Here is a 22,717-nt window from a genome sequence, read left to right on the forward strand (position 1 = left end):
CCAAAATCATTGGTTTTTCATAAGGCCAAAAAAATTAGCTGTAATTTTGATCTTACAGTCCTCCAAATTCGCTAAACGGATATACTCTGAAAAAGATCTTTCCAATAAGCTGTTCTCTGGTAACACATCCAACTACGCTTGATCTTGAATCAATGGATGCGCTTCTGTGATCACCCAGAACAAAATATCTGTTTTCCGGAACCTGATACGGAAACTCAATATCGGTCGGTTCCAGGCTTCTGTCTGAAACATAATCCTCGGGAAGTTCAACCCCGTTGACTGATACTACTCCGTCAGCATCTATGTTGATCCAGTCTCCCGGAGATCCTAAAACTCTTTTTACCAGGACCTTGTTGTTATAGTAGAAAGCCATAAGATCACCCGGTTCAAAAGAGCTTTGATTCTGAGCTATAACTATCTCACCGGTCTGCAGTGTCGGTGTCATTGAATCTCCCGTAACCTTCAGTACAGTTACAAAGAAACTCGATACCAAAACTGCAAGTGCTGCTACCGTAACTACTACTATCAAGGTGTTTCGTAGAACTTTTCGATATTCTTTTTTGTTGTTCTCCCTCTTAAGCTCTTTCCTAAGATCATCAACCGAGGGTCTTAAGCTCTGTTCTTCACTCATCAGTTTCGCTTGTTTCTTCTTTCTTCTTACGAGTTCTTGTTGTCTTTGGCTTTTCCTCGCTGTCTTTTGCCTTAGCCTTAGTTGTCTTAGTTGTTTTAGCCTTAGTTGTTTTAGTCGTTGTTGTCTTAGCCTTGGTTGTTCTTGTTGTCTTTTTCTTGGGCTTTTCTTCCTCTACCTGCTCAGCTGTCTCTGCAGCCGGTTCAGCCTTGGGCTCCTCCTTAGGAGTTTCAGCCGGCTGTGCCGGAATGAGCTGTCTTCTCGCGTTTGCAAGATCCCTCTGGAAATCTTCGTATTCTGCCTTTGCCTTATCCTGTAAGGATTTGACGTAGAGGTCTGCTGCCTTCTGTGCTGACTCCAGGATACCTCCAATCATCAGTGAAGCCTCTGCAAGGTTTCCGGAGTTTTCTATTTTGGAAAGTGAATCATCAACCTGAAGCTGAAGTTCATTTTTCTCTCTTGTAAGTCTGGCCTTAAGTCCTGTAATGTCCTTGTCGAATTTCGCCTGCATCTGAGCTTTCTGTTCATTGAACTTGGCTCTCATCTCGGCCTTTTCATCATCGAAGTTCTTGAGCATTGCTGCTCTTTCCTCGGCCATCTGTTGCTGCATCTGCAGCCTTTCTCTTTCGAGTTCTTCTCTGTATTCCTGTTCATGTCTCTTAGCCGCCTCGGCTTCCTCAGAGAAGTTGATCATCATCTCAAGGAGTTCTGCCCTGCTAAGTTTCTTAAGATTTACCTCTGCCATTTTGGCCTTCCTTGCCTATTGGTATTCATAACTGCATCAAAAAAGGGTATCATGCACGGACTTTAAGTGCATGGTACCCTTGTCTTCATAATTACACACAAAAAAGGCGCACGCAAAAATAAGTCCAATCACATGTTGGTATAGTTTTTGTTTTCCTTGTACTCTTGCAGTTCCCTCAAACTGCACGTTCTTCCATGAACAAACTGATAGTACTAAAAACCCAAAAAAATAGACCTGCTGTTTACACAAACAGCCATGGTCATTTTCTATGGTGCCGTTTTATACCAGCACCAGCAACTGGCTGTCTTCTCACATATATGTGTTAAGACCCTTTAGCTTTGCGTCACCATCTCACGATGGCTTTGCCCTTATTCTGCTAAGATAAAACTTAACTCAAGAAAATAGAACTACCCTACACACAATTACTTTTAATCACGTTTTCCCCTATCGCGTGAGTTAAATATATAACATAACTTTAACTTTGACAACCTTTTTTTCACAGTTTTTTCACAGTTTTCGCAATAAAAGAGCTGGAGCCCGCTCCAGCTCTACGAATATTAATTTCAATAGAATGTAAAGTTTTTTATAGTTTCCAAAAGCAAACGCTTTATCGTTTTAATCCCTTTAGAATCTGAAGCATCTCATCGGATGTTGTGATGACTCTGCTGTTGGCCTGGAAGCCGCGCTGTGTGGTGATCATGTCGGTAAATTCCTTGGCCAGATCAACGTTACTGGATTCAAGAACTCCTGATGACAAATATCCTCCATTTTCCGTTACATAGTAGTACATAGGATCTCCCGAGTTAAGGGAAGCACTATAGAGATTATTACCAGCCTTCTCAAGTCCCATCGCATTAGGGAATCTCGCAAAAGAAATCTGCATCAGAAGCTGATCCTGTCCATTGGAGTACTTGCCGTAAATCGATCCGTCATCTGTAAAGAAAATTCCCGTCATATCTCCGTCAGGATAGCCTTGGTTAAGCCCCCTGGTATCACCCTTATATGCATAAATACTTGAACGGCCTGCTCCGTTCGGGCTTGCATAATTGGTGGTATTGGAGAAATCAACTGTAAGAGGACCGATAACTGATGCATCACCATTAAATGTAAAAGTATACGATGTCGCATCAGCTATAGAAACATGGGAGCCAGAAAAATCAAATGCAACAGGCCCCACTTCCCAGTCAACAAGCTTTTCACCTGTTTCATCAACAGGAGATTGAAACTCATATGTAAATGTACTTCCACCTTCTCCTGCACGAACAAGCAATCCCGTAACAGGATCATATTCAAGCCTTGTACCCTCATCAGCTACGTCGACTGTATATCCGTTTGTGTCTGTTACATGATTGACCTTTACAAGGAATCCATCGCCATCTTCATATATGCCAAAATCAACTATGTAGGGATTTCCATCCGCTCCGTTTACTGTTCTCTCAATTGTTGGGAATGGGTATACAATATCGTTGGCTACTATAGCATTATTTTCAACGGATACTTTCATTCTCGACATATCGATAATTCCATCTAAAGTTCCGTCACTGGGATTGTAGTTAAAAAGCAGCTTATGCTCATTATTCCCGGAAACTGTATTACCGTCTTTATCTACAATCTGATTCAGCAATACCTGGTATGTATTCTCATTTCCATCGGCATTATCTGTAACTGTAAACTTCAGTGTGTATGTTTCACCATCATTTCCATAAACTTCAAGAGCCAGATTTTTTCCCTCTATCAGGTCTGTATCATCCCTGTCAATATTACCCTTCCAAAAAGATGCTGTAGTAGCTGTTCCAGGCATCGTCTTAGTCTCATCGCAGATAAGTGATCGTGCTAACCCGTTGCCAACAAGTCCAACACCGACATTGTGCTTTACATAATATCCGGTGCTGCGCATAACAAGATTTCCGTTTGCATCAATATCCATTGTTCCGTCTCTTGTATAAAGCTCCTCACCACTGGTACCGCTTATGGTAAAGAAGGCATCTCCCGTGATCATAAGATCAAGAACATTATCAGTTGTCTGCATGGATCCTGTCTTTGTAATGTTGGTATAAACAGAACTCACCTTAGAACCAAGACCAACCTGGGCGGCATTTGTTGATGCAAGAGCCTGTCCGGCACCTGTACCGTTTTTGACTGTCTGATAAAGAATATCAGCAAAGCCTGTTGCCTGAGATTTATATGCAGTTGTATTAACATTGGCAATATTGTTACCAATGACATCCATTTCAAGCTGATGGGTTTTAAGTCCAGCGACTGCTGACCACATTGATCTCATCATAGTACACGTACCTCCGATCACCGGATGCCCTGTGCATCCAAAAGCAATTTGGTAATCTCTCCTGCGTACGTCCGTGTACTTAATCGAAATCCTTTTTCTGAAGATTTTTACATATCAAAAGAAGAACGGATATACTCCGTCATATTTTTTATCGTATAAACAGGTGTATAACTTTAGAACAAAATCCAATTTTTTTGATATAAATTTTCTTTAGTTAGTGTATAATTGGTGGAAAGATTAAGAATTACGGGAGATCACATATCTATGGATTTCAAACAGAATAATAATTCATCAGAACTCAAGAATGAGATAAAAGAGATCGTTGACCTGATCCTTTCAGACTATGATAAAGGCCGTGATGTAGATCAGATGGATGTCTACAATCAGCCTGACCGTGATGCGGTAAAAGACATTGTGATCAAGCTCATTCGAATCATTTTTCCCGGTTATTACAGAGACAAAGTATATAAGAGCTACAATGACAGCAACAGAGTTTCTGTCGTAATTGAAGACGTCATCTACAATCTGCAGAAGCAGATTGCCATAGCATTCCATCACAGTCCGGAATACTTAAGCGCAACAGATGAGACGCTGGAATGTGGTGCAAGATGCATTACTCATGAATTCTTCAAAAAGATTCCCAAGATCAGGGAGTATGTAGACACCGACCTTCAGGCCTGCTACGACGGTGATCCGGCTGCTTACAGCAAGGGCGAGATAATCCTTTCATATCCGGGACTTACTGCTTCCACCATAAACAGGATTGCCCATGAGCTCTATCTTCTTAAGGTACCGCTTATCCCCAGGATGATGACCGAATATGCTCACTCCAAGACCGGAATCGACATTCATCCCGGTGCAACTATCGGCAAATACCTTATGATCGACCACGGAACCGGAATTGTTATCGGTGAAACTTCCGTCATTGGCGACAACGTCAAGATATATCAGGGTGTCACCATCGGTGGTCTCTCGACCAAAGGCGGTCAGCAGCTCAAGGGAGTTAAGCGTCACCCCACCATCGAGAACAACGTCACAATTTATGCCGGAGCTTCAATCCTCGGCGGTGAGACCGTCATTGGAGAAGGCTCAGTGATAGGAGCTAACGCCTTCATCACATCATCAGTTCCCGCAGGAAGCAAGATCAGTATGCAGAACCGATAAATTCACAACCGGCGAAGATATTATTGACCGCAGCATGGTATTCACCCTTGCTGCGGCTTTTTCTTATAGCCTTAAGGTATTTGTCGCAGTCCTTAAAATGCACATGTAAAAACGCCCAATGCTCCAGCATCTTGAAGATCACATTTCTGTCCTCAGGAATATACTGCGCATAGCCCTCATAGAGCGCACCGAGATAATCCCTCAGCTCTTTTGGCTTAAGAGCCTCTCCGCCCCGCAAACATCTTACAAGAGCGGGATCGGTCAGGAGCCCTCTTCCTATCATGACACTGTCGCAGGGCAGATCCTTTATTTTCTCAAAACTCTTTACAGAATCAACATTTCCGTTGTAGCAGATATCAGCCTTTCCGCCACTTTTCCTGTATACTTCAACAGCTCTTTTGTACGCATCATACCTGGGGCTTCCACTGTAGTAATCCTCCCGGACTCTGGCATGGATCGTCAGCTCTTTTACCGGGTATGCCGCATAAATATTCATCAGTGCATCTGCCTCTTTATCGTCACTAAATCCCAGCCTTGTCTTTAGAGATATTTGTGGAAAAGAGTCTTTTGCCGCCTCTTCAAATATCTCATCAAGCATCTGCTTTAAATACTCCGGATCCTGCAAAAGACCTGCTCCTTTATGTCTGTTTACGACAGTTGGTGCAGGACATCCAAGATTTAAATTCACCTCTTCATAGCCCAGCTTTTTGATCTCACCCGCAGCCCATAAAAAGTCCGCAGCATTTCCTGCCATAAGCTGAGGAACCACCTGATTTCCGTAATCATCAAAGGCGATATTCTTGTCGGGAAGCACATCTTTCTTTTCCCTGTTCTTGAAATGGTGGTTATTTGTTGCAGTTAAAAAAGGCGTGAAGTATTTGTCTACTCCATCGCCCATAATCTGTCTGTGTATGTTACGGAGGGGATAAAGAGTTATCCCCTCCATTGGTGCATAGTAAAATCTCATTGCCTTACTTGTACTTCTCCTCAAATTCTTCAATTGGCATCGGCTTGTCGAAATAGTAGCCCTGGAACATCGTACAGCCCATATCCTGCAGAAACTCCAGCTGTTCCTTGGTCTCGACGCCTTCAGTAACGACGCTCATTCCGAGTTCGTGTGCCATGTCGATGGTATAATTTAAAATAACCCTCGCTCTTGTCTGATTCTCGGTCTTCCTTAGGAACCCCATATCAATCTTGAGCACATCGGCATTAATATCTTTTAACATATTAAGAGAAGAATATCCAGAGCCAAAATCATCAATCTCAACTTTAAATCCTGCTTTCTGCAGCTCGAGAATGAGTTTTGCACATTTGTTTACATCAGATGTAACCGCAGTCTCTGTTATCTCAATATTCAAAAGCCTTGGATCTATCTTATATCTGGTAATAAGTTCCGTAAATTCTTTTTTGATATCAAGGTAGTACAGATCCTTGGGCGAAACATTTACTGATATCGCCACTTCTGACCTCTCTGTATCCTTCCACCTTGCAAGCTGAAGAGCCGCCAGTTCCCAGATATACCTGTCAAGCTTGTAGATAAGGTCTGCTCTTTCAAGTACATCAATAAACACTCCGGGCTGGATCAGGCCGTTTTCAGGATGTATCCATCTTGCCAGAGCTTCTGCTCCGAACAGTGATCCGTCAGCATAAACCTGTGGCTGCAGATAGATTCCGAACTGCCTGTTGATGATGGCAAAGTCAAAGCTCGATAGGATCTCTTTTTCCAAAAGAGCATTTACCAGCATCTCATCACTGTACCAGGCTATCTCACATACGCCGTCCTTCTTGATTGACTTGCACGCCATATAAGCCCTGTCGCACATAAGCGTGATATCCATGGCCGGGTCTTTGATCTCATAAACGCCGATCTGCATGTGAAGTGAATATGACTTACTTGTAACCTTACTGGTTATCTCCCTGACCATCTTCTTGAAGTCCTTCTCCGTGAAGTCTTCTTTTGGCATGCAAAGAGCAAAGTGATCCCCGTTTATTCTTCCGTAGATATCATCATCAGTGACATGCTGGATCATAAGATCAGCGATATTTATCAGAATATCATTACCTCTCTCAAGGCCAAAAAGCTGGTTAAAGAGCTTAAAATCCCTGATATTTGAATATAAAAGCAGATACGGTTTGGTTGCATCCTTGAGCTTATTCTGAGCTGCCTGAGCAAAACCTTCTCTGTTGTAGAGCCCTGTCAGATCATCATGAGTAAGCCTGTACTGCTCACCGCTTCCGTTTTCGACTATATCGGAGAGGTTCTGGATCGTATACATATGACCGATAGTCTTGTTGTTATCGTCAAGCAGATGCCTGTAGCGGACCTTATACAGCCTTTCTCTCTCCTGATTCTCAAAGAGCCTCGTCCAGGCTGCTGAACTCCGTTCAATGCCCAATTTGTTCATCCAGTCCTCAAAGGCCTTATAAACGCTATCCAGACTGTACTCGGCGTGAAGCAAACTAAAAGCGTGCCGATTGGCATAGACACACTTTTCGTTTTCATCAAGAAAAAGTATGCCCAGTCCCATCTGTTGCACGCCAAAATTAAGAAGTCTTGTTATTTCGCAAGGCTCCACAGTATTATCGACAAAGTATGCATTTTTTCCAAAAAGGTTATTTGCATCCATACTATAATTTTACTGTTTTTTTGTAATAAAATCTATTAGATTTTCGGAAACATACTACCTTTGTCTGTATCGTTTATCAAGCGCCCACCATGCAAGTCCCAGAGCAAAAATCGCCAGGATAAAAAGATGCTGAGATTTAAGTACAAAGCCCGACTGATTCTGTCCTGCCTTATCTTTGCCGTCCTGGTACAAAATAAGCGTTGTTCCTATATTGTGCGTGCTTACCGAGAGTGTATCTGCATCCTCATCAACATCTTCCTCTATATCGCACACTCCCATTACGTCCGTCATCGCATAGTAAGCTCTTTTCTCCGCTACCAGATAGCGCGGAAGTTCATACTGAAACTCAATATCATCATAAAGTGTATCGATGGGATTTACCTCTTCCCCGTCGACGCTCTTTTCTGCTTTCACCTCAAAATAGACACCGGTTTTAAGCGGCCCCGTCAGCATCTGAGCTCTCTCTATTCCGCTCTCAAAGTGCGCAGCCTCATCCTCATTATCCGGTTCGTCAGTCATCACATAATGAAAATCCAGAAAAGCTGAGCTTCCCTCACTTATCTCTTCCAGCTCTTTGACGGTAAAACTCGCCTCCACAGCCTGATAATAATCTCCAAACCTGATATCGGGCGCAGAAACTTCAGTTTCACTCTCTGTGCTCACCATTACCGTTATGGTTCCCTCGCCGTATGTAACCTGGGTCGTTTCCTGCATCTATCCCTCCGGATGAATTAGTCTTACTTAAATTATACAACAGAAAAAGCCCGCCAAAAAGCGGGCTTATAATCCATCTGCCATCTTTATTCCGATAAAAACTTTTCTACTTCCTGTCTGGTCGGCATCACTGACAGAGCTCCTCGTCTTGTGGTTATGATAGACGCCGCTGCATTTGCATAATCCAGACATGTAAGGAGCATATCCTCACTTATGTCCTTTAGTCCGTTTCTGCATATATAGTCTACAGCACATGCGCAGAATGTGTCTCCTGCCCCTGTAGTCTCAATCGTGGCAGGATTTTTGTAGCCATCCTTTTTTACCACCATATCGCCGTAAAGAGCCATACTTCCATCCGGCCCAAGTGTCGCAAAGACAAGCGGGATGTTAAACTCGTCTTTGATCTTGCGTGCTCCGGCTTCAACGTCTTTCAATCCAGTAAAGAGCTCCACTTCATTGTCAGAAATCTTCAGGATATCACACTGCTCAAACCCGTATTTCATTGCATCCAGAGCCTTTTCTTCAGACTCCCACAGAGGGGCTCTGTAATTCGGATCAAAAGAGATCAAGACTCCGTTTTTCTTTGCAATCGAAATTGCAAGCTTTGTGGCTTCAGCTGCCGGTTCATCTGTCATCGACAATGTACCGAAATGGAACACTTTAGTATCTTCCAAAAGATCTTTTACCCTGTCAACATCTGCTGCTGAGAGCATCATATCAGCTCCGGGCTTTCTGTAAAAAGAAAAGTCGCGGTCGCCGTTTGGAAGCTTGTTTACAAAGGCAAGAGTAGTATGAACTTCGCTGTCCAGAAAAAGTCCTGTCGTATCAATACCCTGCTTCTCAACACGCTCTTTCAGCATCCTGCCGAAGAAGTCATCTCCAACCTTGCCGATAAATGCTGTCTTATTGCCCAGATTGCCCAGCATGGAGAGAACGTTACAGGGTGCTCCTCCGGGATTGGCTTCAAACATCGGATTGCCCTGCTCGCTGTCTGCATTATTGGTAAAATCAATCAGCAGTTCTCCAAGGGCAACAACATCAAATCTGCTCATCTGTCTTTCCTCTCAAGTTCGTACATTTCCACATCCATAAGCAACTCACCAACCGCCTTGAAGCTTATGCCTTCGGCCTTGATGTCTGTGAGCACAACCATAGACATAACCTGTTCTCCGTCATTGATGAACAGTTCCATGCTGTATCTGTCAAGGATAAGGCGCAGTCTGATGTTCCCTTTATTATTGGAAACTCTGCATCGTCTCTGATGTACAATGGCTCTTCTGCTGCCTGAATGCTTTCTGTCTATCTTTACAATGTTCAGCTCAGGATCATATTCGATCGTTGAGAATGCCTTTCCGTTATCAGCAAAACGAAGTTCAAATTTCTTGTAAGAAAGTTCTTCAGAAAGGCTTCTGACATTTATTGTCATATCAATACATCTGCCCTCAATACTTGAGAGTGATGCGCTGTCAGAAATAAGCACATTCTGTCTGCTTATTCTCTTTCCGTAGTAATTCTCGATTTCTCTGACAGGCTTCTGGATCAGCTTACTGCCTCGAAGAGTGATCTCCCTCGGAAAACTCATCTGGCCAAACCATGGGAAATCGTCACGTCTGATTCCGCATGTATCCCAGTTCTGCATCCAGCCTATCATTACTCTTCTTCCATCTTCGGTAAGGATGGTCTGAGGCGCATAGAAATCTATGCCATAGTCAACTGCCTGACAATTTTCTTCGCAGAAATTGCCGTTTTCATCAAGTGTTCCGATCACGCATAAAGTTCCGTTACCGTTATGAAACTCAAGTTCCTCGGGAAGCATATCCTGCGGACTTGTAAGAAGAATCTGTTTATCATCCAGAGCAAAGTAATCAGGACACTCCCACATTGCTCCGAATCTGTGATTGTTCTTGATGACCAGTCTGTCATAGGACCACTTGAATCCGTCATCACTGACAAACTGCAGAATCTGTCCATCCCTGTCCGGAGTCTTGTTTCCGACTACCATGTAGTACTTGCCGTTTTCTCTCCATACCTTGGGATCCCTGAAGTCGAACTTGCCGGCTCCCTCAGGAAGAAGATCTGCTGTGATAACGGGATTGCCTTCAAATTTTGTATAGTTCACGCCATCGCCCACAGCTACGCACTGTGTCTGATACTCGTGGATCTCTCCGCTCTCGGCCTGAACCTTGTTAACTCCCGTATAGACAAGGAGCTGTTTTCCGTCTTCCATCTCTATAGCACTTCCTGAAAAACATCCGTCGCCGTCATAGTCTGTATCCGGCGCCATTGCAGCAGGAAGATACTCCCAGGTTATAAGGTCACGGCTCTTGGCATGCCCCCAATGCATTGGTCCCCAAACCGTATCATAAGGGTAATACTGGTAAAAGAGATGGTACTCTCCCTTATATGTGCTAAACCCGTTAGGATCATTCATCCATCCGCACCTGGGAGTAAGATGAAACATTGGTCTTTGCTCCTCCGGAATAGCCTTCTCCTTTTTTACTTCATATTCCCTTGCCTTATCTAATTTATTACTCATAATAACCTCATTAAAACGGGGAGGAGATTCCTCCTCCCCAAAATTCAAATCTTATTTGTAGAACTCATCCAGATATTTCTGGTAGATTGAAAGGTAATTCTCAAGTCCGTATGAATCAACCTGCTTAAGATAAGCATCCCAATCTGCGTCTGAAAGGCCGTTCATTACGAAGTTACTTCTGCTTGTGTTAATGTAGCTGATAAGATCCTGCTGGATTGTTGTAAGCTTCTCTGTGTCATCTGCTGTCATGAATACGTTAGGATATACATACTTGCAGTTCATATCATCTGTGTAGTACTCTTTGATCCAGTCGAGACGATACTGAGCATCATCAGGACATGTAACGTATACACCGTAGTACTCGTCAAGGATTGCAAGAGGTCCGCCTACAGCCTCAGCCTCACGAACTTCTACAGGTGAAGCATCTCCGAGAGGTGCATGCTTAAGCATCTTCTCACCGTTTGCATTCTCTGAAAGCTCAAAGATATCAAACTCATCATCCTCTCCATATGTTCCCCAGTTGTTCTGAGGTGACTGGAAAGGATCGTACATAAGGTCAAGCCATGCGCATACGAATGCAGGGTTGTCGCACTTTGCTGTTACAACGCATCTGCCGCGGTCAAAACCTGATGTGAATGAAGCATTCATAGGAGTTACGTTTGTTGTATCTGCCTTAAGTGCAGCAAGTGGCTCGAAGTCTTCGAGGTTGTCGATGTTAGCAACATCCCATGTGAAGCATACGCCGTATCTGTGTGACTTACCCTTTGCGACATATGTTGACCAGTCCTGTGTGAAGCACTCAGGATCGATAAGTCCCTCTTCATAGAGCTTGTGGAGCCACTGCATACCTGACTTAAAGCCTTCCTGTGTTGCTGTGCAGATAACCTTCTTGTCGTCTGTTACTGCAATGTGCTGTCCTATATCATTGTCACCGTATCCTTCGCCAAATCCGTTGATAAGAAGGCTGGGATCCTGATCATTCATGATGCAGCTCATAGGGATAATGTCACCCTCGATACCAAACTCTGCCTGAAGCTCTGATGCATGGTCCTTGAATGCCTTAAGAACCTCTTCGAACTCATCAACTGTAGTGGGCTTCTCAAGTCCAAGGAAGTTAAGCCACTTTGTGTTGATATAAGTGAAGTTGTTACCTACAGTCTGGATGGCTGTCTTGTTTGAACCAAGCTGCTCGATCCATGGAAGTGCCCAGATGTGGCCCTCTGAATCCTCACACATTGTGCGGTACTCAGGGTACTTATCAAATACTGCCTTAAGGTTAGGCATGTTGTTGTCAATGTAGTCCTCAAGAGGAAGAATAACGCCCTGATCAGCATATCTGATAAGATCAGAGTTGCTGAAGCCTGCGTTGAATACCATGTCTGTAAGAGTTCCCTTGTTGGCCATGTTGAGCTGGATCTTATCTCCCCACTGATCGTTTGAAATTGCTGTCCACTCTACATGTACGTTGGTCTGCTCTTCGAGTCTCTTAAAGATTGTTCTCTTGTTAGGATCTGACTCTGTTCCTGATGGATAGCTGATGGTACCTGTTATGGTAACCTGATCTGCCAATGGAAAGCTGATATCATCTGCAGACACCTCTGCAGCTCCGCTTCCTGTTGCCCCTTTGCCGCAGCCTGCAAGCATGCTAACTGACATAGCTGCTACCAGGGCTGCACTAAGTAACCTTGATGTTTTCTTTTTCATTTTCCTCTCCTTTATACCTTCTTTTTTATAAGATCATCCTTGTTAATTACAAGGAGACTCTGATTAAGCGGAAGTTCTGCTCTCGCGCTTTGCGCTCGCCAGAACACGTTCACACCAGACTCGAAAATACCTCGTCAGGTGTTCTCAGCCTTTTACCGATCCCACCATGATTCCTGAATCGAAGTACTTCTGGAAGAACGGATACATCACAACCAGCGGAAGACTGGAAATTATGATTGTTGCATATTTGAGAAGCTCTGCAAGCTGTGCTCTCTGAGCTGTACTCTGCATATCCGCGATCATTCCCGGATCAGGCTCGTTCTGAATAAGAATCGCCCTGAGCACCAGCTGAAGCGGCTGCTTATTAGCCGAGTTCAAATAGATCATTGCGTCAAAATAGCTGTTCCACATTCCTACAAACTGCCAAAGTGTGAGTACTGCGATAAGGGGTGTACACACCGGAAGCAGAATTCTGAAGAAAAATACCAGCTCATTGGCGCCGTCTACATCTGCCGCTTCTCTGAGCTCAGTAGGGATTCCTTTGTAATAGGTTCTTGCGATTATCATGTTCCATACACTGAAGGAACCGGGAAGAATTACAGCCCACATGCTGTCCAAAAGTCCCATGTTACTGATAAGAAGATATGTAGGGATAAGACCGCCACCGAAAAACATTGTTATGATGAAAATGGTGTTAAAGATCTTTTTCCCTTTAAAATCATCCCTGGACATGGGATACGCACACAGCAGTGTGATGAAAACCGAGATTGCTGCAAAGAGCACCGAGTAAAGTACTGCGTTAAAGAATCCGGTCCAGATCTGAGAGTTTGTCATAACTCTCTCATAAGCTGTAAGTGTCCATTTGCTTGTATCAAAAACTATACCCTTGTTCTGCAGCGTTATAGGATCCATGAAGGATGCAATGATGATGTACACAACCGGTCCGATTATCGCTGCTACGAAAAGCCCCAGTAATATATATCCTGTCAAAAGAAATATCTTGTCTCCAATGGAGGCTCTCGCAAATTCACTTTTTTTCATGGTAAGTGTCTTTTCCATCTGAGTTCCTCCTTATAGTCCCTGTCCATCATTCATCTTCTCTACTATCTTATTGACAGTGATAAGAAGAATTACATTTATGATGGTGTTAAAAAGTCCGACGGCAGTTGAATAACTGTAATCACCGTTCAAAAGACCTTTCTTGTATACGTAGGTTGCTATGATCTCAGATGATGCCAGGTTCATATCCGACTGAAGAGCATATGCCTTCTCGAATCCGATACTCATGATGTTTCCGGCCTGAAGTATGAACTGGATAACTACCATATCCTTGATTGCCGGCCATTCAACGGCTTTGATCTGCTGCCAGATGTTGGCTCCGTCAATCTGTGCCGCTTCCTTGAGTTCCTTGCTGGCATTTGCAAGAGCAGCCGTATACATGATGGAAGCCCATCCGGCTCCCTGCCAGATACCGCTTATAATGTAGATAGGTCTGAAAGCTGCCGGGATTGTCAGGAAGTTGATGTTGCTTCCCATCATCATGTTCAGTGGTCCTGTTACGGAAAGAAGGATTCTTACCATACCACAGAGGACGATGACTGAAATGAAGTTTGGCATGTACAGTACAAGCTGAATCTTCTGTTTGATCTTGCTGCTGGCAATTCTGTTAAGAAGCAGTGCAAGTATAATTGGCATCGGGAATCCCCACAGAAGTCCGAAAATACTAAGTTTCAAAGTATTCATCAGATACTGAAGGAAATCCGGTGAAGATAAGAACTGCTGGAAGTACTTGAGTCCTACCCACTCACTTCCCAGAATTCCTTTAAAAGGATTGTATTTCTGGAATGCAATAAGAATTCCTCCCATAGGCAGATACTTAAACACAATGGTAAGTATCAGTGCCGGCCCCAAAAAGAATACATAAAGCTGCCAGTGCTGTTTTATATACACCAGCGTGTTATGCAAATTGTTGTCCTTTGCTTTCGCATTCATATAACTCCCCTTCTTTTTACATTTGTAAAAGTTTTGTTTGCGTATGTAAAATATAACACGGCTTAAAATAGGTGTCAATATATAAATTTTACATTTGTAACATTTTTAATTTACATTTGACACACTTTATTTTACATTTTATAATGAATACGGCGCTTATATGTATAAGCACACTCTATAAATATATCGGAGAGAATCAATGGCAACTAAAGTTACCCTTCAGGATATAGCGGACGCTCTGGGCGTATCTCGCAACACTGTTTCAAAAGCAATCAATAATACGGGAGTTCTGGCAGAATCAACCAGACAGAAAGTTTTGGAAAAAGCTATAGAGATGGGTTACAAGCAGTTTTCATATGCCAATTCCGTTTCAGAAATAAGAAATCCTTCCGTAGCAAGAACAAAAGCCTCCGGAGAGATAGCTCTTTTCACCGGAAACTTTTTGAATAATTCACACTTTGCTTCTACCATGCTTGATAAGTTTCAGCATGAAATATCTATATTAGGATACAGTCTGACCATGCACAGGGTTGACGAGCATAATGTTTCAGAGCTAAGTCTTCCGCTCTCCTTCAGGCAGGACAATACCAAGGCCATCGTTTGCATAGAGATGTTCAACCATCCCTACTGCGAGATGCTCTGCAACCTCGGTATACCGGTACTTATGATCGATGCTCCGGTTGCCAGTTACTGGAAGCCTCTTAATGCAGACATTCTTTTGATGGATAACTTTTCAAGTATTTATACAGTCGTTAATGATATGAGCAAAAGAGGCATAACCTCCATCGGCTTTGTCGGTCAGGTCACACACTGCCGCTCTTTCTATGAGAGATTTATGGCTTTCAGAGAGGCTATGTACATCAACAATCTCTCTGTTAATGATGACTACTGTCTCACAGAGGTTCATCCTCACGGCGCTGATTACAAAGACTATCTCTATAAAGCACTTGAGAACATGAAGAGCTTACCTGAAATGTTTATCTGTGCCAACGATTTCGTAGCACTCGACCTCTTATACGGTCTTAAGAAGATGGGTGTGGAATGTCCTCAGGACATCAAGCTGTTTGGCTTTGACGATTCACCGGAGTCCAAGATTGTAACTCCGTCCCTGTCCACAAGCCACATACACAGCCAGATCATCGGCTACTCCGCCGCCAACCTTGTAATGTCCAGGATTGAACAGCCCGATCTCAACTATCGCATCACCTATACAGAGACAGATCTTATCTACAGACAATCAACGGATTGAGGTTATTCCTCAATCCGTTTTAATAAGTCTTTTTTCTTAAGGCCGTTTTGCTTAGCCGCTTTGGGCCAGCCCATACCCGCCATAAACATGTAGGCAGACCTCGGGAATTTGTAAGCATCAGCATAAATATCATCGATTGCCGATGAGCTTTTTATTACGCCTGCAAGCGTCTCAATGGCTTCCACCACATTTTTCACCGGTCCGTTAGCACCGTTTATGCTCTTTATCAGAGATCCCATCATTTCACCGGCGCCGATTGCCAATCCGCCGCAGTATGAGAAGCCGCATTTTTCGCTCCATTTTCTGACCTGCTTCAGAGCATTCCTTATCTGACGACTCTCATAAAATCCCATGTTTACAACGGCATATATCTTTTTATCTTCTGCAGAATGTGTCTTTTCCAGCATCTCCATTATTTTCAGCAGCGCTGATGGAATTCCATCTACATACATCGGCATCCCGAGGACAATCCTTTTTACCGGTAAAAGAGCTTTGACAAGCTCGTCAGGCCTGTTGATATATGCTGACAGATTGATGATTTCAACATCTTCGCCGATGCTGCCCTCAAGCTTTTCAAGGAACTTTCCGGTATTTGAATTCTCCCCTCGCAGACTGGCGTTCAGGAGGATTGTTTTGTTGAAAGCTACGACATTTGCTTCTTCTCTCTCAATCTCTTCAATGCTGATGTCTTTTGCCACTTCCGTCTTCAGCTCATCAAACCTGATGTCCTTTATCACACCATAGAAGTTCCTGCAGACCGCTTCTACATAGCGCTTTGCATCAGCCTGATCCTCTTTAGTCAGGTCATTTCCTCTGAAGATGACCGTGATCTTTTTATCCTCAGGATAGCGCTTCCTGTGATGCATCTCATTGTCAACAATCGTAAAGTAAGGCAGCACCCAGCCAATGCTCCTGTCAAAGACATTCTTGACAAAGCTGCTAAAGCCGCCATAGGTATATTTGCTCATAACAACAAGCTCATCAGCCTGATGGATAAGAGCTCCCATCCTGTCATATCCGTCCTTTATTACACACTGCCCCGGTGTCTTAAGCCAGCATCCAAAACATCCCACGCAGGGCTTTATCTCTTTTGACGGAGCAATCACTTCCCATCCCCGATAATCCTCGGCTATTTCTTCCCACTCTTTTTCATCAAGATCATGAATAAGTAAATTCATAGACTGCTCCCCCGTTTGGCTAATTACTTGTCAACTGTCACATATCTGCAAACCATTCTAGTTCTTATACAATATTATAATAATACAAAAGCAAATGTGACATTTCACTTATTTCCATCCTTTTTTCACTTATCTTTATCAAGCCCCGATCAAAAAAGGGCAACAAAAAAACCGCTCAAACTGAGCGGTTTTCATGAATCGGAGTGACGTGATTCGAACACGCGGCCCCTACCTCCCTAAGATAGTGCTCTACCAACTGAGCCACACCCCGATTTGGGTTGTCACAGGTTTCTCAACCAGCGACAAAAGCTATTATATAACGTCATCGCCATAAAAGCAACAACATTTTTAAATTAAATTTTCAAATTCCAAATTATCTGCTTAAATACTTGATAATATTTGATGAAGTAACCTTTTCGTAGGGTAGCCTTATATATCTTCCGTTCTCAACTGTATATCTGTCCGACAGCTCATCAATACTGCCCCCTCTGGCCAGAACACTTGCAAGTTCAAACATTGCTGAGGCTTGTCCTTCCTTGTCGTTGTATACAGTCCCCAGCATCTTGTCATCCCTGACAGCCTCGAGGCCTACGTTTGTTCCGTCTATCCCGAATATCGCCGGCCATTTATTTCTGGGGACAGCCTTGGCCTCATAGGCATCGATTGCTCCGAGAGCCATGTCATCGTTATTGGAAAGCACAAGTTCTATGTCATCGCCGTAGTCTTCTATGAACTGCGCAGCCTTGGTCTGAGCCTGAGCCCTGTTCCAGTTTGCGATGGCATATCCGAGCTTGTCTATTTCCACGCCCTGTTTTTTCAAAGTATTAACGGATGCCTCAGTCCTTATTATTGCATCCTGATGTCCCGCCTCACCTTCCAGCACAACGTACTGGATCACGCCGTCACCGTTTTTATCAATGTCTTCTTTTTGAGTAATACATGCCCAGGCAGCCAGCTCTCCTTCCATAACTCCCGACTGCTCCGCATCTGCTCCCACATAAAAGAGCTTATCCCATCTGCCCATATCTCCCTCAACAAGCTCTCTGTTAAAGAAAATTACAGGGACGTCATTCTTCCTTGCGGCGTCTATGACAGCTGTCGGGTCTGTCCTGTCCACCAGGTTTACACAGATGATATCCATGTCGTCTTCAATCATCTTTTTAACCTGTGCATTCTGAGTCTGCTGGCTTTGAGCCGCGTTGTATACTGCAATCTCGACATTCTCACTCTGAAAAGCCAGAAAGCAATCCACAAGCTGGCCCATAAAGGTATCGTACTGGTCATATACAGTGACACCGATCTTTAATTTTGATTCGTTCTTATTTACTGTCTGCTCCCCACAGCCCGATATCGACATTGTCAAAAGACATATCACCACAAGGAGCAAAGCATAAACTTTTTTCATATTCATCATCCCGATACTTTCTATAGATATACTAATGCACTACAGGGAAAAGAATCCTCTGATTACTCTCATCAAAGAGGTTGTCCCTGTTCACAACCCTGAAAGGAATCTTCTCATCCTGCATGGGCGTAAGCCTGTTGTCAAGTCTTCCTGCAACCGCCGACACCGACTGATATCCCATGTAATACTCATTGGGTACCACCATGCTCTTTATCAGTCCGTCGTCCAGGTAACTTACGTTTTTAATGGATGTTCCCACTCCGAATATCGTTGGCAGATCCTCAATCTTCTGTGCGTATTCACAAGCCGCCTCGAGTCCGTTGTTATCAAGTGCAACGATAATATCAGCTCTTGTTTCGTTCTGTCGTCTTACAAGTCTGTCGGTCATGCTTACAGGATCGTAATCGGACCAGACAATCTCAGCACCCGACGACTGGATGTTCTCGGTAAATCCCTGAAGTCTCTCAGAGAGCGCATTCTGTCTCAGATTGCCCGTCACTATTCCTACTGTCCTGCCGCTGAGATCATTGCCGAAGGCAATTCTCACCTCATTGGCAAGAGCTCTTCCCAGTTCAACATTATCAACCTGTATGCAGGCTGATCTGCCTTCTACGTCAACGTCGGTATCCGCGCTGGTATCCACCAGTAAAAGCACGGCTTTGGAGCTTATATCGGAGATCAGATTCTCGGTTCCTCTGCTTCCTGATATCTGAAGTACAATTCCGTCTGCGCCGTCCGAAATCTCCTCATTGATTATTTTGTATTGCTGACTCAGTGACAGATTTTTGCCTGTCGACACCACATTCAGCTTTATATTCTTGTCCTTGGCCGCCTGCTCAAGTCCCGATATAAAAGAGGTCCATCTTCCCGAGCCGCTGTCATCAATTACCACCGATATCTCAGGAGAGTCTTCTCTGATCCCGCTGAGTATCAACGCGGAAGTCGAAGCCAGAAAAGTAATGAACAAAAGGATTGCCACCACAAGGATAAACAGATTTCTATTTTTCATCCTCTTTCTCCTTTCCGGACTCCAGCATTTTCCTGTTATCCTCGTTGTATTCTATTGCAGGCAGATGGATGGTCACAGTTGTGCCCTCGTCAGGCTCACTCTCAATCTTCAGACCGTACTCCTGCCCGAATCTGAGCTGAATTCTTCTCTGCACATTGATAAGCCCAACTCCCGAGCCCTTCTTCCTTACTCTTGTATCATCAGTCAAAAGAAGCTCTGTCTGGCTGCTGCTCATTCCAAATCCGTTGTCGGAAACAGTGATGTAGATATCTCCGTCATCTCCCTTAAATCCTTTGACAACGATCTCACCGTCCTCCATGTCTTTTACGCCGTAGTAAACTGCGTTCTCCAGGATAGGCTGTACGATCAGCTTGACAGTACAGTAGTTTTTTATCTCCTCATCTATGTCAAACTCTACAGAAAAAGCATCCTTAAATCTTACCTTCTGGATGTTCATATAGTTGCTGGCATGACGGATTTCATCACCGATGGGGATGATGGTCTTGCCGCTTGATAAGCTGACCCTGAAAAGAGAAGCCAGCTGAGTTATCATAAACACCGCCTCGTTATACTTCTCGCCCTCGATCATCCACACGATGGAATCGAGTGTGTTATACAAAAAGTGAGGATTTATCTGGGACTGAAGAGCATCAAGCTCTGCCTTTCTCTTCTCCTCCTGGGATGCCACCATATCCCTCATAAGCTCATTTATCTGATCGTAACTGTCTCTGAGAGTCCTGCCCAGGTGCTCAACCTCTGAAGGTCCTCCGATGTAAACGCTCGGATCAGCCTTGCCCATCTCTATATCTCTGATCGAATCATTGAGCCTTATAAGAGGTCTGGTAACCCGCCTTGCAACCAATCTGTTAAGTATGAGCATGGCAAGGAGAGTTATCGAGATTACCATCATTACGAAATATCTGATATCCTTCATTCCCATATAGGAGTTACTTGTGGGAATGACGCTCACCAGTTTCCATCCTGTGTAACTCATGGTATCCACAGTGACGATCCTCTCGCTGCCCTCAAAGATCTCCTTATGGCTTCCGTCATCGTAAGAAGCTGCCTGCAGATTATTCTCTTTAATCAGTCCGGCACTTATCTGCATAAGCATCGGATGATAAATGATTGATCCACTGTTATCCATCAGATACACATACTGCTCTGAAGGGTTGTTGTTGACTGCTTCCATCATTTCCTCAATGACAGCATAGTTCATATCAACCAAAAGAACTCCCTGCTCCGGTACGCCGCCGTTATTAAGCTCAACATTTCTGCTGAGGGACGTTACCCAGTAGTACTTAAAAGTAGGGTCATCGACGAAAATATTCTGAACATGGGGAAGTGAAAAATGAAGATTCTCCGGTTTGGCAAGAGCTGACGTAAACCAAGTCTGTCCGGTTACGTCCACTCCTTCTTTTTCAACGCCTACAGGAGATGCGGCTATAAGAGTCCCGTCCTCCGAGAAAAGGGCAAGACTTATAAGATAGTCCTTGTGAGCCTCGTACAAGAGGTTCATCTGTGATATGGGTGTTTCCTTGCTGATGTCCTGATCCTTGACCACGTTGTAGTAGATGGCATCAGACATTCTTCGCATGCTGCGCAGATAATCCTCAAGAGTAATTACGCTCTGATCCAGTGTGAGTTCCGTTGAGTCTGTCAGCATCTTCTCAGATCTTACGGCAAATCTCTGATAAAGAGCCACTCCCATTGCGAGCATACAAACTAAAGCTACAACTGTAAATGAAACCGCAATTGTAGCCTGAATACTTCTCGTGGCTCCGGACCTCATGTATTTTGAGATCAGCCACTGCATTTTTAAGTTATCGAATTTTCTCTTCAAAAACTTTTTTAAACGCACGATGACTTATTCCTTGCCGTTTTTGTATTTTGACGGCGAGACCCCAAACTGTTTTTTGAAGACATAACTGAAATAATTGGGATCTGAGTATCCTACTTCCTGGGCTATTATATAGGTCTTTTCATCCGTCTCAAGAAGCATCCTCTCAGCCTTCTCCATTCGGTAATCGGTAAGATATCCCACAAAGGTCTTGCCGGTTTCTTTCTTAAAGACCGTGGAGAAGTAAGCACTGCTTACACCAAGGTAATTGCATATAAAATCCACCGACAGGTCCTGATCGGCATAGTGGTCAGCCACATATTCCTGTGCCCTTGTGACAAAAGACCTGGTGGTGTCATTTCTCTTATAGTCGATGAGCTCATGCATTTTAACGCATACATTGCCAAACCATGCTGTGAGTTCTCCGGGCTCCAGCTGTTGAACATCCGAATAGACATCGGTATTCATATCAAAGATTTCTGAAAGCTCAAGCTGATTGGTCTTTGCAAATTTGTACAGCTCGCTCACCAGCTCCATGACAAAGAATCTGTAATTCTGTATCGATGCCTGGGCCTTGGTGTTATTGTCTATATATCTTTCTGCAGCGCTGCGAACCTCGTCTGCACCCGACATTTTCATCTTTTTAAAGACGTCAAGCAAAGAGTCCTCATCACCGGAATGAGGCTCCTCTTTTTCCTTGGGAGAGATCTCGGAAATATTTATAGCCTTGGTATGTCCGTACAAAACCCTGTAGGATACGGCATCCCTTGCCCCCTGATAGGATGTGTCGATCTCAGAAAGTGTATCTGTTACGCTGCCTACACCGATAGTGATATTCGCCTTGCAGATACTCTCCGCAAGTCTGCAAAGTCTGTCACAGTCATCGGTAAATGCAGATGCATCCTTCTCTGAAGAGAGCTGTGCGATCATAACGGTACTGCCCTGATAGGAAAAGAACTTACAGCCCCACTTCTCGTTCATCCTCTCCTCTAAAAGTTTGCGCACCGATACGGAAAGAAGCACAGGATTCATCCCCTCAGGAATGTTGGACTTGCTGACATGCACTATCGCAGCCAGATAAACAGGCCCCGTAAGTTCAATCCTGTAATCGGACATGAATTTCTCAATCCTGTCATCCTCAATCCTGCCTTCCACCAGGGATGCAAAAAAATCCTCCTGCAAAAGAGGAAGTGAATCCATGTAATAATTCTCAAGCTTTGCTACGTTCAGCTTCTCGTCTATGTCGCGGTCAAGAGCCTCATGTACCCTTGTAAAGACAGCCTTGAGCTCATCGGCATCAATAGGCTTCAGTATATACTCCTCAGCCTCAAGCCTGATGGCTTCCTTAGCATACTCAAACTCATCGAATCCCGAAAAGAAAATGATCCTTATATTGGGATAGAGGCGCTTCAAATTCCTGGCCAGCTCCATTCCATCCATATAAGGCATCTTAATATCGGACATGACAATATCAGGCCTCAGCTCCTCCGCAAAATCCAAAGCTTCAAGACCGTTATGTGCGTACCTGGGAGTCTCGAATCCCATGTTCTCCCAGTCAAGTTTTTTCATGATCGCCTGTGCTACATCTTCCTCATCGTCCACAAGCATGACTTTATATTTGTTCATAGTTCACCCGATA

Annotated in this window: 18 protein-coding genes, 1 tRNA gene and 1 riboswitch; of the genes, 2 read left to right on the plus strand and 17 right to left on the minus strand. The window is 44.0% G+C overall.

Annotated elements, in window-relative coordinates; translation table 11 throughout:
- Nucleotides 1–52: 52 nt before the first annotated feature.
- From lepB to G590_RS20330, 3 genes are all read right to left on the minus strand, one after another.
- Nucleotides 53–631, minus strand: a complete 579-nt coding sequence (gene lepB, locus G590_RS0102280; protein WP_022764054.1) for a signal peptidase I — start codon at nt 629–631, stop codon at nt 53–55.
- A complete protein-coding gene (locus G590_RS0102285) occupies nt 624–1,373 on the minus strand; it encodes a hypothetical protein (RefSeq protein ID WP_022764055.1) in 750 nt (249 codons plus the stop codon). Before G590_RS0102285 ends, lepB begins: the two co-directional genes overlap by 8 nt.
- Nucleotides 1,374–1,662: 289 nt before the next feature.
- Nucleotides 1,663–1,750, minus strand: a riboswitch (cyclic di-GMP riboswitch).
- A 230-nt stretch (nt 1,751–1,980) separates the two neighbouring features.
- Complete coding sequence (locus G590_RS20330) at nt 1,981–3,657, minus strand: flagellar hook protein FlgE (protein ID WP_022764056.1); 1,677 nt, start codon at nt 3,655–3,657, stop codon at nt 1,981–1,983.
- 264 nt (nt 3,658–3,921) lie between these two features.
- On the opposite strand from G590_RS20330, the gene epsC reads away from it, so the two are divergent.
- A complete protein-coding gene (gene epsC, locus G590_RS0102295) occupies nt 3,922–4,821 on the plus strand; it encodes a serine O-acetyltransferase EpsC (protein WP_022764057.1) in 900 nt (299 codons plus the stop codon).
- Here epsC and G590_RS0102300 read toward each other — a convergent pair.
- The 8 genes from G590_RS0102300 to G590_RS0102335 form a co-directional block, all read right to left on the minus strand.
- On the minus strand, nt 4,802–5,788 hold the full coding sequence (locus G590_RS0102300; protein ID WP_022764058.1) for a tRNA dihydrouridine synthase: 987 nt from the start codon (nt 5,786–5,788) through the stop codon (nt 4,802–4,804). The genes epsC and G590_RS0102300 overlap by 20 nt on opposite strands.
- Before the next feature lie 4 nt (nt 5,789–5,792).
- The gene (locus tag G590_RS18125) at nt 5,793–7,451 is read right to left on the minus strand and encodes a putative bifunctional diguanylate cyclase/phosphodiesterase (RefSeq protein WP_022764059.1); all 1,659 of its coding nucleotides are present in this window, start codon (nt 7,449–7,451) and stop codon (nt 5,793–5,795) included.
- A gap of 54 nt (nt 7,452–7,505) precedes the next feature.
- Nucleotides 7,506–8,165, minus strand: coding sequence for a hypothetical protein (locus G590_RS0102310; RefSeq protein ID WP_022764060.1), 660 nt, complete (start codon nt 8,163–8,165; stop codon nt 7,506–7,508).
- Nucleotides 8,166–8,251: 86 nt separating this feature from the next.
- Nucleotides 8,252–9,217, minus strand: coding sequence for a carbohydrate kinase family protein (locus G590_RS0102315; RefSeq protein ID WP_022764061.1), 966 nt, complete (start codon nt 9,215–9,217; stop codon nt 8,252–8,254).
- Complete coding sequence (locus G590_RS0102320; RefSeq protein ID WP_022764062.1) at nt 9,214–10,701, minus strand: glycoside hydrolase family 32 protein; 1,488 nt, start codon at nt 10,699–10,701, stop codon at nt 9,214–9,216. Before G590_RS0102320 ends, G590_RS0102315 begins: the two co-directional genes overlap by 4 nt.
- A gap of 51 nt (nt 10,702–10,752) precedes the next feature.
- A complete protein-coding gene (locus tag G590_RS0102325) occupies nt 10,753–12,405 on the minus strand; it encodes an ABC transporter substrate-binding protein (protein ID WP_022764063.1) in 1,653 nt (550 codons plus the stop codon).
- Between the two features lie 144 nt (nt 12,406–12,549).
- On the minus strand, nt 12,550–13,446 hold the full coding sequence (locus G590_RS0102330) for a carbohydrate ABC transporter permease (protein ID WP_026493861.1): 897 nt from the start codon (nt 13,444–13,446) through the stop codon (nt 12,550–12,552).
- A 30-nt stretch (nt 13,447–13,476) separates the two neighbouring features.
- Nucleotides 13,477–14,397, minus strand: a complete 921-nt coding sequence (locus G590_RS0102335; protein WP_022764065.1) for an ABC transporter permease — start codon at nt 14,395–14,397, stop codon at nt 13,477–13,479.
- Nucleotides 14,398–14,596: 199 nt separating this feature from the next.
- Here G590_RS0102335 and G590_RS0102340 point away from each other — a divergent pair, with 199 nt between their 5' ends.
- The gene (locus G590_RS0102340) at nt 14,597–15,646 is read left to right on the plus strand and encodes a LacI family DNA-binding transcriptional regulator (protein ID WP_022764066.1); all 1,050 of its coding nucleotides are present in this window, start codon (nt 14,597–14,599) and stop codon (nt 15,644–15,646) included.
- A 2-nt stretch (nt 15,647–15,648) separates the two neighbouring features.
- On the opposite strand, the gene G590_RS20335 is transcribed toward G590_RS0102340, so the two are convergent.
- The 6 genes from G590_RS20335 to G590_RS0102370 all read right to left on the minus strand — a co-directional run bounded on the left by G590_RS20335 (nt 15,649) and on the right by G590_RS0102370 (nt 22,704).
- Nucleotides 15,649–16,824: a flavodoxin family protein gene (locus G590_RS20335; protein WP_022764067.1), complete on the minus strand. Its 1,176-nt coding sequence runs from the start codon at nt 16,822–16,824 to the stop codon at nt 15,649–15,651.
- 198 nt (nt 16,825–17,022) lie between these two features.
- A tRNA-Pro gene (locus G590_RS0102350) sits at nt 17,023–17,095 on the minus strand.
- A gap of 102 nt (nt 17,096–17,197) precedes the next feature.
- A complete protein-coding gene (locus tag G590_RS0102355) occupies nt 17,198–18,229 on the minus strand; it encodes a galactose ABC transporter substrate-binding protein (RefSeq protein ID WP_330361660.1) in 1,032 nt (343 codons plus the stop codon).
- A gap of 31 nt (nt 18,230–18,260) precedes the next feature.
- Nucleotides 18,261–19,238 carry a substrate-binding domain-containing protein gene (locus G590_RS0102360; RefSeq protein WP_022764069.1) on the minus strand — a complete coding sequence of 326 codons (978 nt, stop codon included), beginning with the start codon at nt 19,236–19,238 and terminating at the stop codon, nt 18,261–18,263.
- Nucleotides 19,228–21,099: a cache domain-containing sensor histidine kinase gene (locus G590_RS0102365; protein ID WP_330361661.1), complete on the minus strand. Its 1,872-nt coding sequence runs from the start codon at nt 21,097–21,099 to the stop codon at nt 19,228–19,230. The genes G590_RS0102360 and G590_RS0102365 overlap by 11 nt, the downstream gene beginning before the upstream one ends.
- Nucleotides 21,100–21,105: 6 nt before the next feature.
- Complete coding sequence (locus G590_RS0102370) at nt 21,106–22,704, minus strand: response regulator (protein ID WP_022764071.1); 1,599 nt, start codon at nt 22,702–22,704, stop codon at nt 21,106–21,108.
- Between the last annotated feature and the right edge of the window lie 13 nt (nt 22,705–22,717).

Source organism: Butyrivibrio sp. XPD2006 (assembly GCF_000420865.1).
In the GTDB taxonomy this organism is placed as follows: Bacteria; Bacillota; Clostridia; order Lachnospirales; family Lachnospiraceae; genus Butyrivibrio.

What these genes read in the sequence shown, in the direction of transcription:
- lepB (WP_022764054.1), bottom strand. Translation starts at nt 631, where the DNA reads ATGAGTGAAGAACAGAGCTTAAGACCCTCGGTTGATGATCTTAGGAAA.
- G590_RS0102285 (WP_022764055.1), bottom strand. Translation starts at nt 1,373, where the DNA reads ATGGCAGAGGTAAATCTTAAGAAACTTAGCAGGGCAGAACTCCTTGAG.
- G590_RS20330 (WP_022764056.1), bottom strand. Translation starts at nt 3,657, where the DNA reads ATGATGAGATCAATGTGGTCAGCAGTCGCTGGACTTAAAACCCATCAG.
- epsC (WP_022764057.1), top strand. Translation starts at nt 3,922, where the DNA reads ATGGATTTCAAACAGAATAATAATTCATCAGAACTCAAGAATGAGATA.
- G590_RS0102300 (WP_022764058.1), bottom strand. Translation starts at nt 5,788, where the DNA reads ATGAGATTTTACTATGCACCAATGGAGGGGATAACTCTTTATCCCCTC.
- G590_RS18125 (WP_022764059.1), bottom strand. Translation starts at nt 7,451, where the DNA reads ATGGATGCAAATAACCTTTTTGGAAAAAATGCATACTTTGTCGATAAT.
- G590_RS0102310 (WP_022764060.1), bottom strand. Translation starts at nt 8,165, where the DNA reads ATGCAGGAAACGACCCAGGTTACATACGGCGAGGGAACCATAACGGTA.
- G590_RS0102315 (WP_022764061.1), bottom strand. Translation starts at nt 9,217, where the DNA reads ATGAGCAGATTTGATGTTGTTGCCCTTGGAGAACTGCTGATTGATTTT.
- G590_RS0102320 (WP_022764062.1), bottom strand. Translation starts at nt 10,701, where the DNA reads ATGAGTAATAAATTAGATAAGGCAAGGGAATATGAAGTAAAAAAGGAG.
- G590_RS0102325 (WP_022764063.1), bottom strand. Translation starts at nt 12,405, where the DNA reads ATGAAAAAGAAAACATCAAGGTTACTTAGTGCAGCCCTGGTAGCAGCT.
- G590_RS0102330 (WP_026493861.1), bottom strand. Translation starts at nt 13,446, where the DNA reads ATGAAAAAAAGTGAATTTGCGAGAGCCTCCATTGGAGACAAGATATTT.
- G590_RS0102335 (WP_022764065.1), bottom strand. Translation starts at nt 14,397, where the DNA reads ATGAATGCGAAAGCAAAGGACAACAATTTGCATAACACGCTGGTGTAT.
- G590_RS0102340 (WP_022764066.1), top strand. Translation starts at nt 14,597, where the DNA reads ATGGCAACTAAAGTTACCCTTCAGGATATAGCGGACGCTCTGGGCGTA.
- G590_RS20335 (WP_022764067.1), bottom strand. Translation starts at nt 16,824, where the DNA reads ATGAATTTACTTATTCATGATCTTGATGAAAAAGAGTGGGAAGAAATA.
- G590_RS0102355 (WP_330361660.1), bottom strand. Translation starts at nt 18,229, where the DNA reads ATGAAAAAAGTTTATGCTTTGCTCCTTGTGGTGATATGTCTTTTGACA.
- G590_RS0102360 (WP_022764069.1), bottom strand. Translation starts at nt 19,238, where the DNA reads ATGAAAAATAGAAATCTGTTTATCCTTGTGGTGGCAATCCTTTTGTTC.
- G590_RS0102370 (WP_022764071.1), bottom strand. Translation starts at nt 22,704, where the DNA reads ATGAACAAATATAAAGTCATGCTTGTGGACGATGAGGAAGATGTAGCA.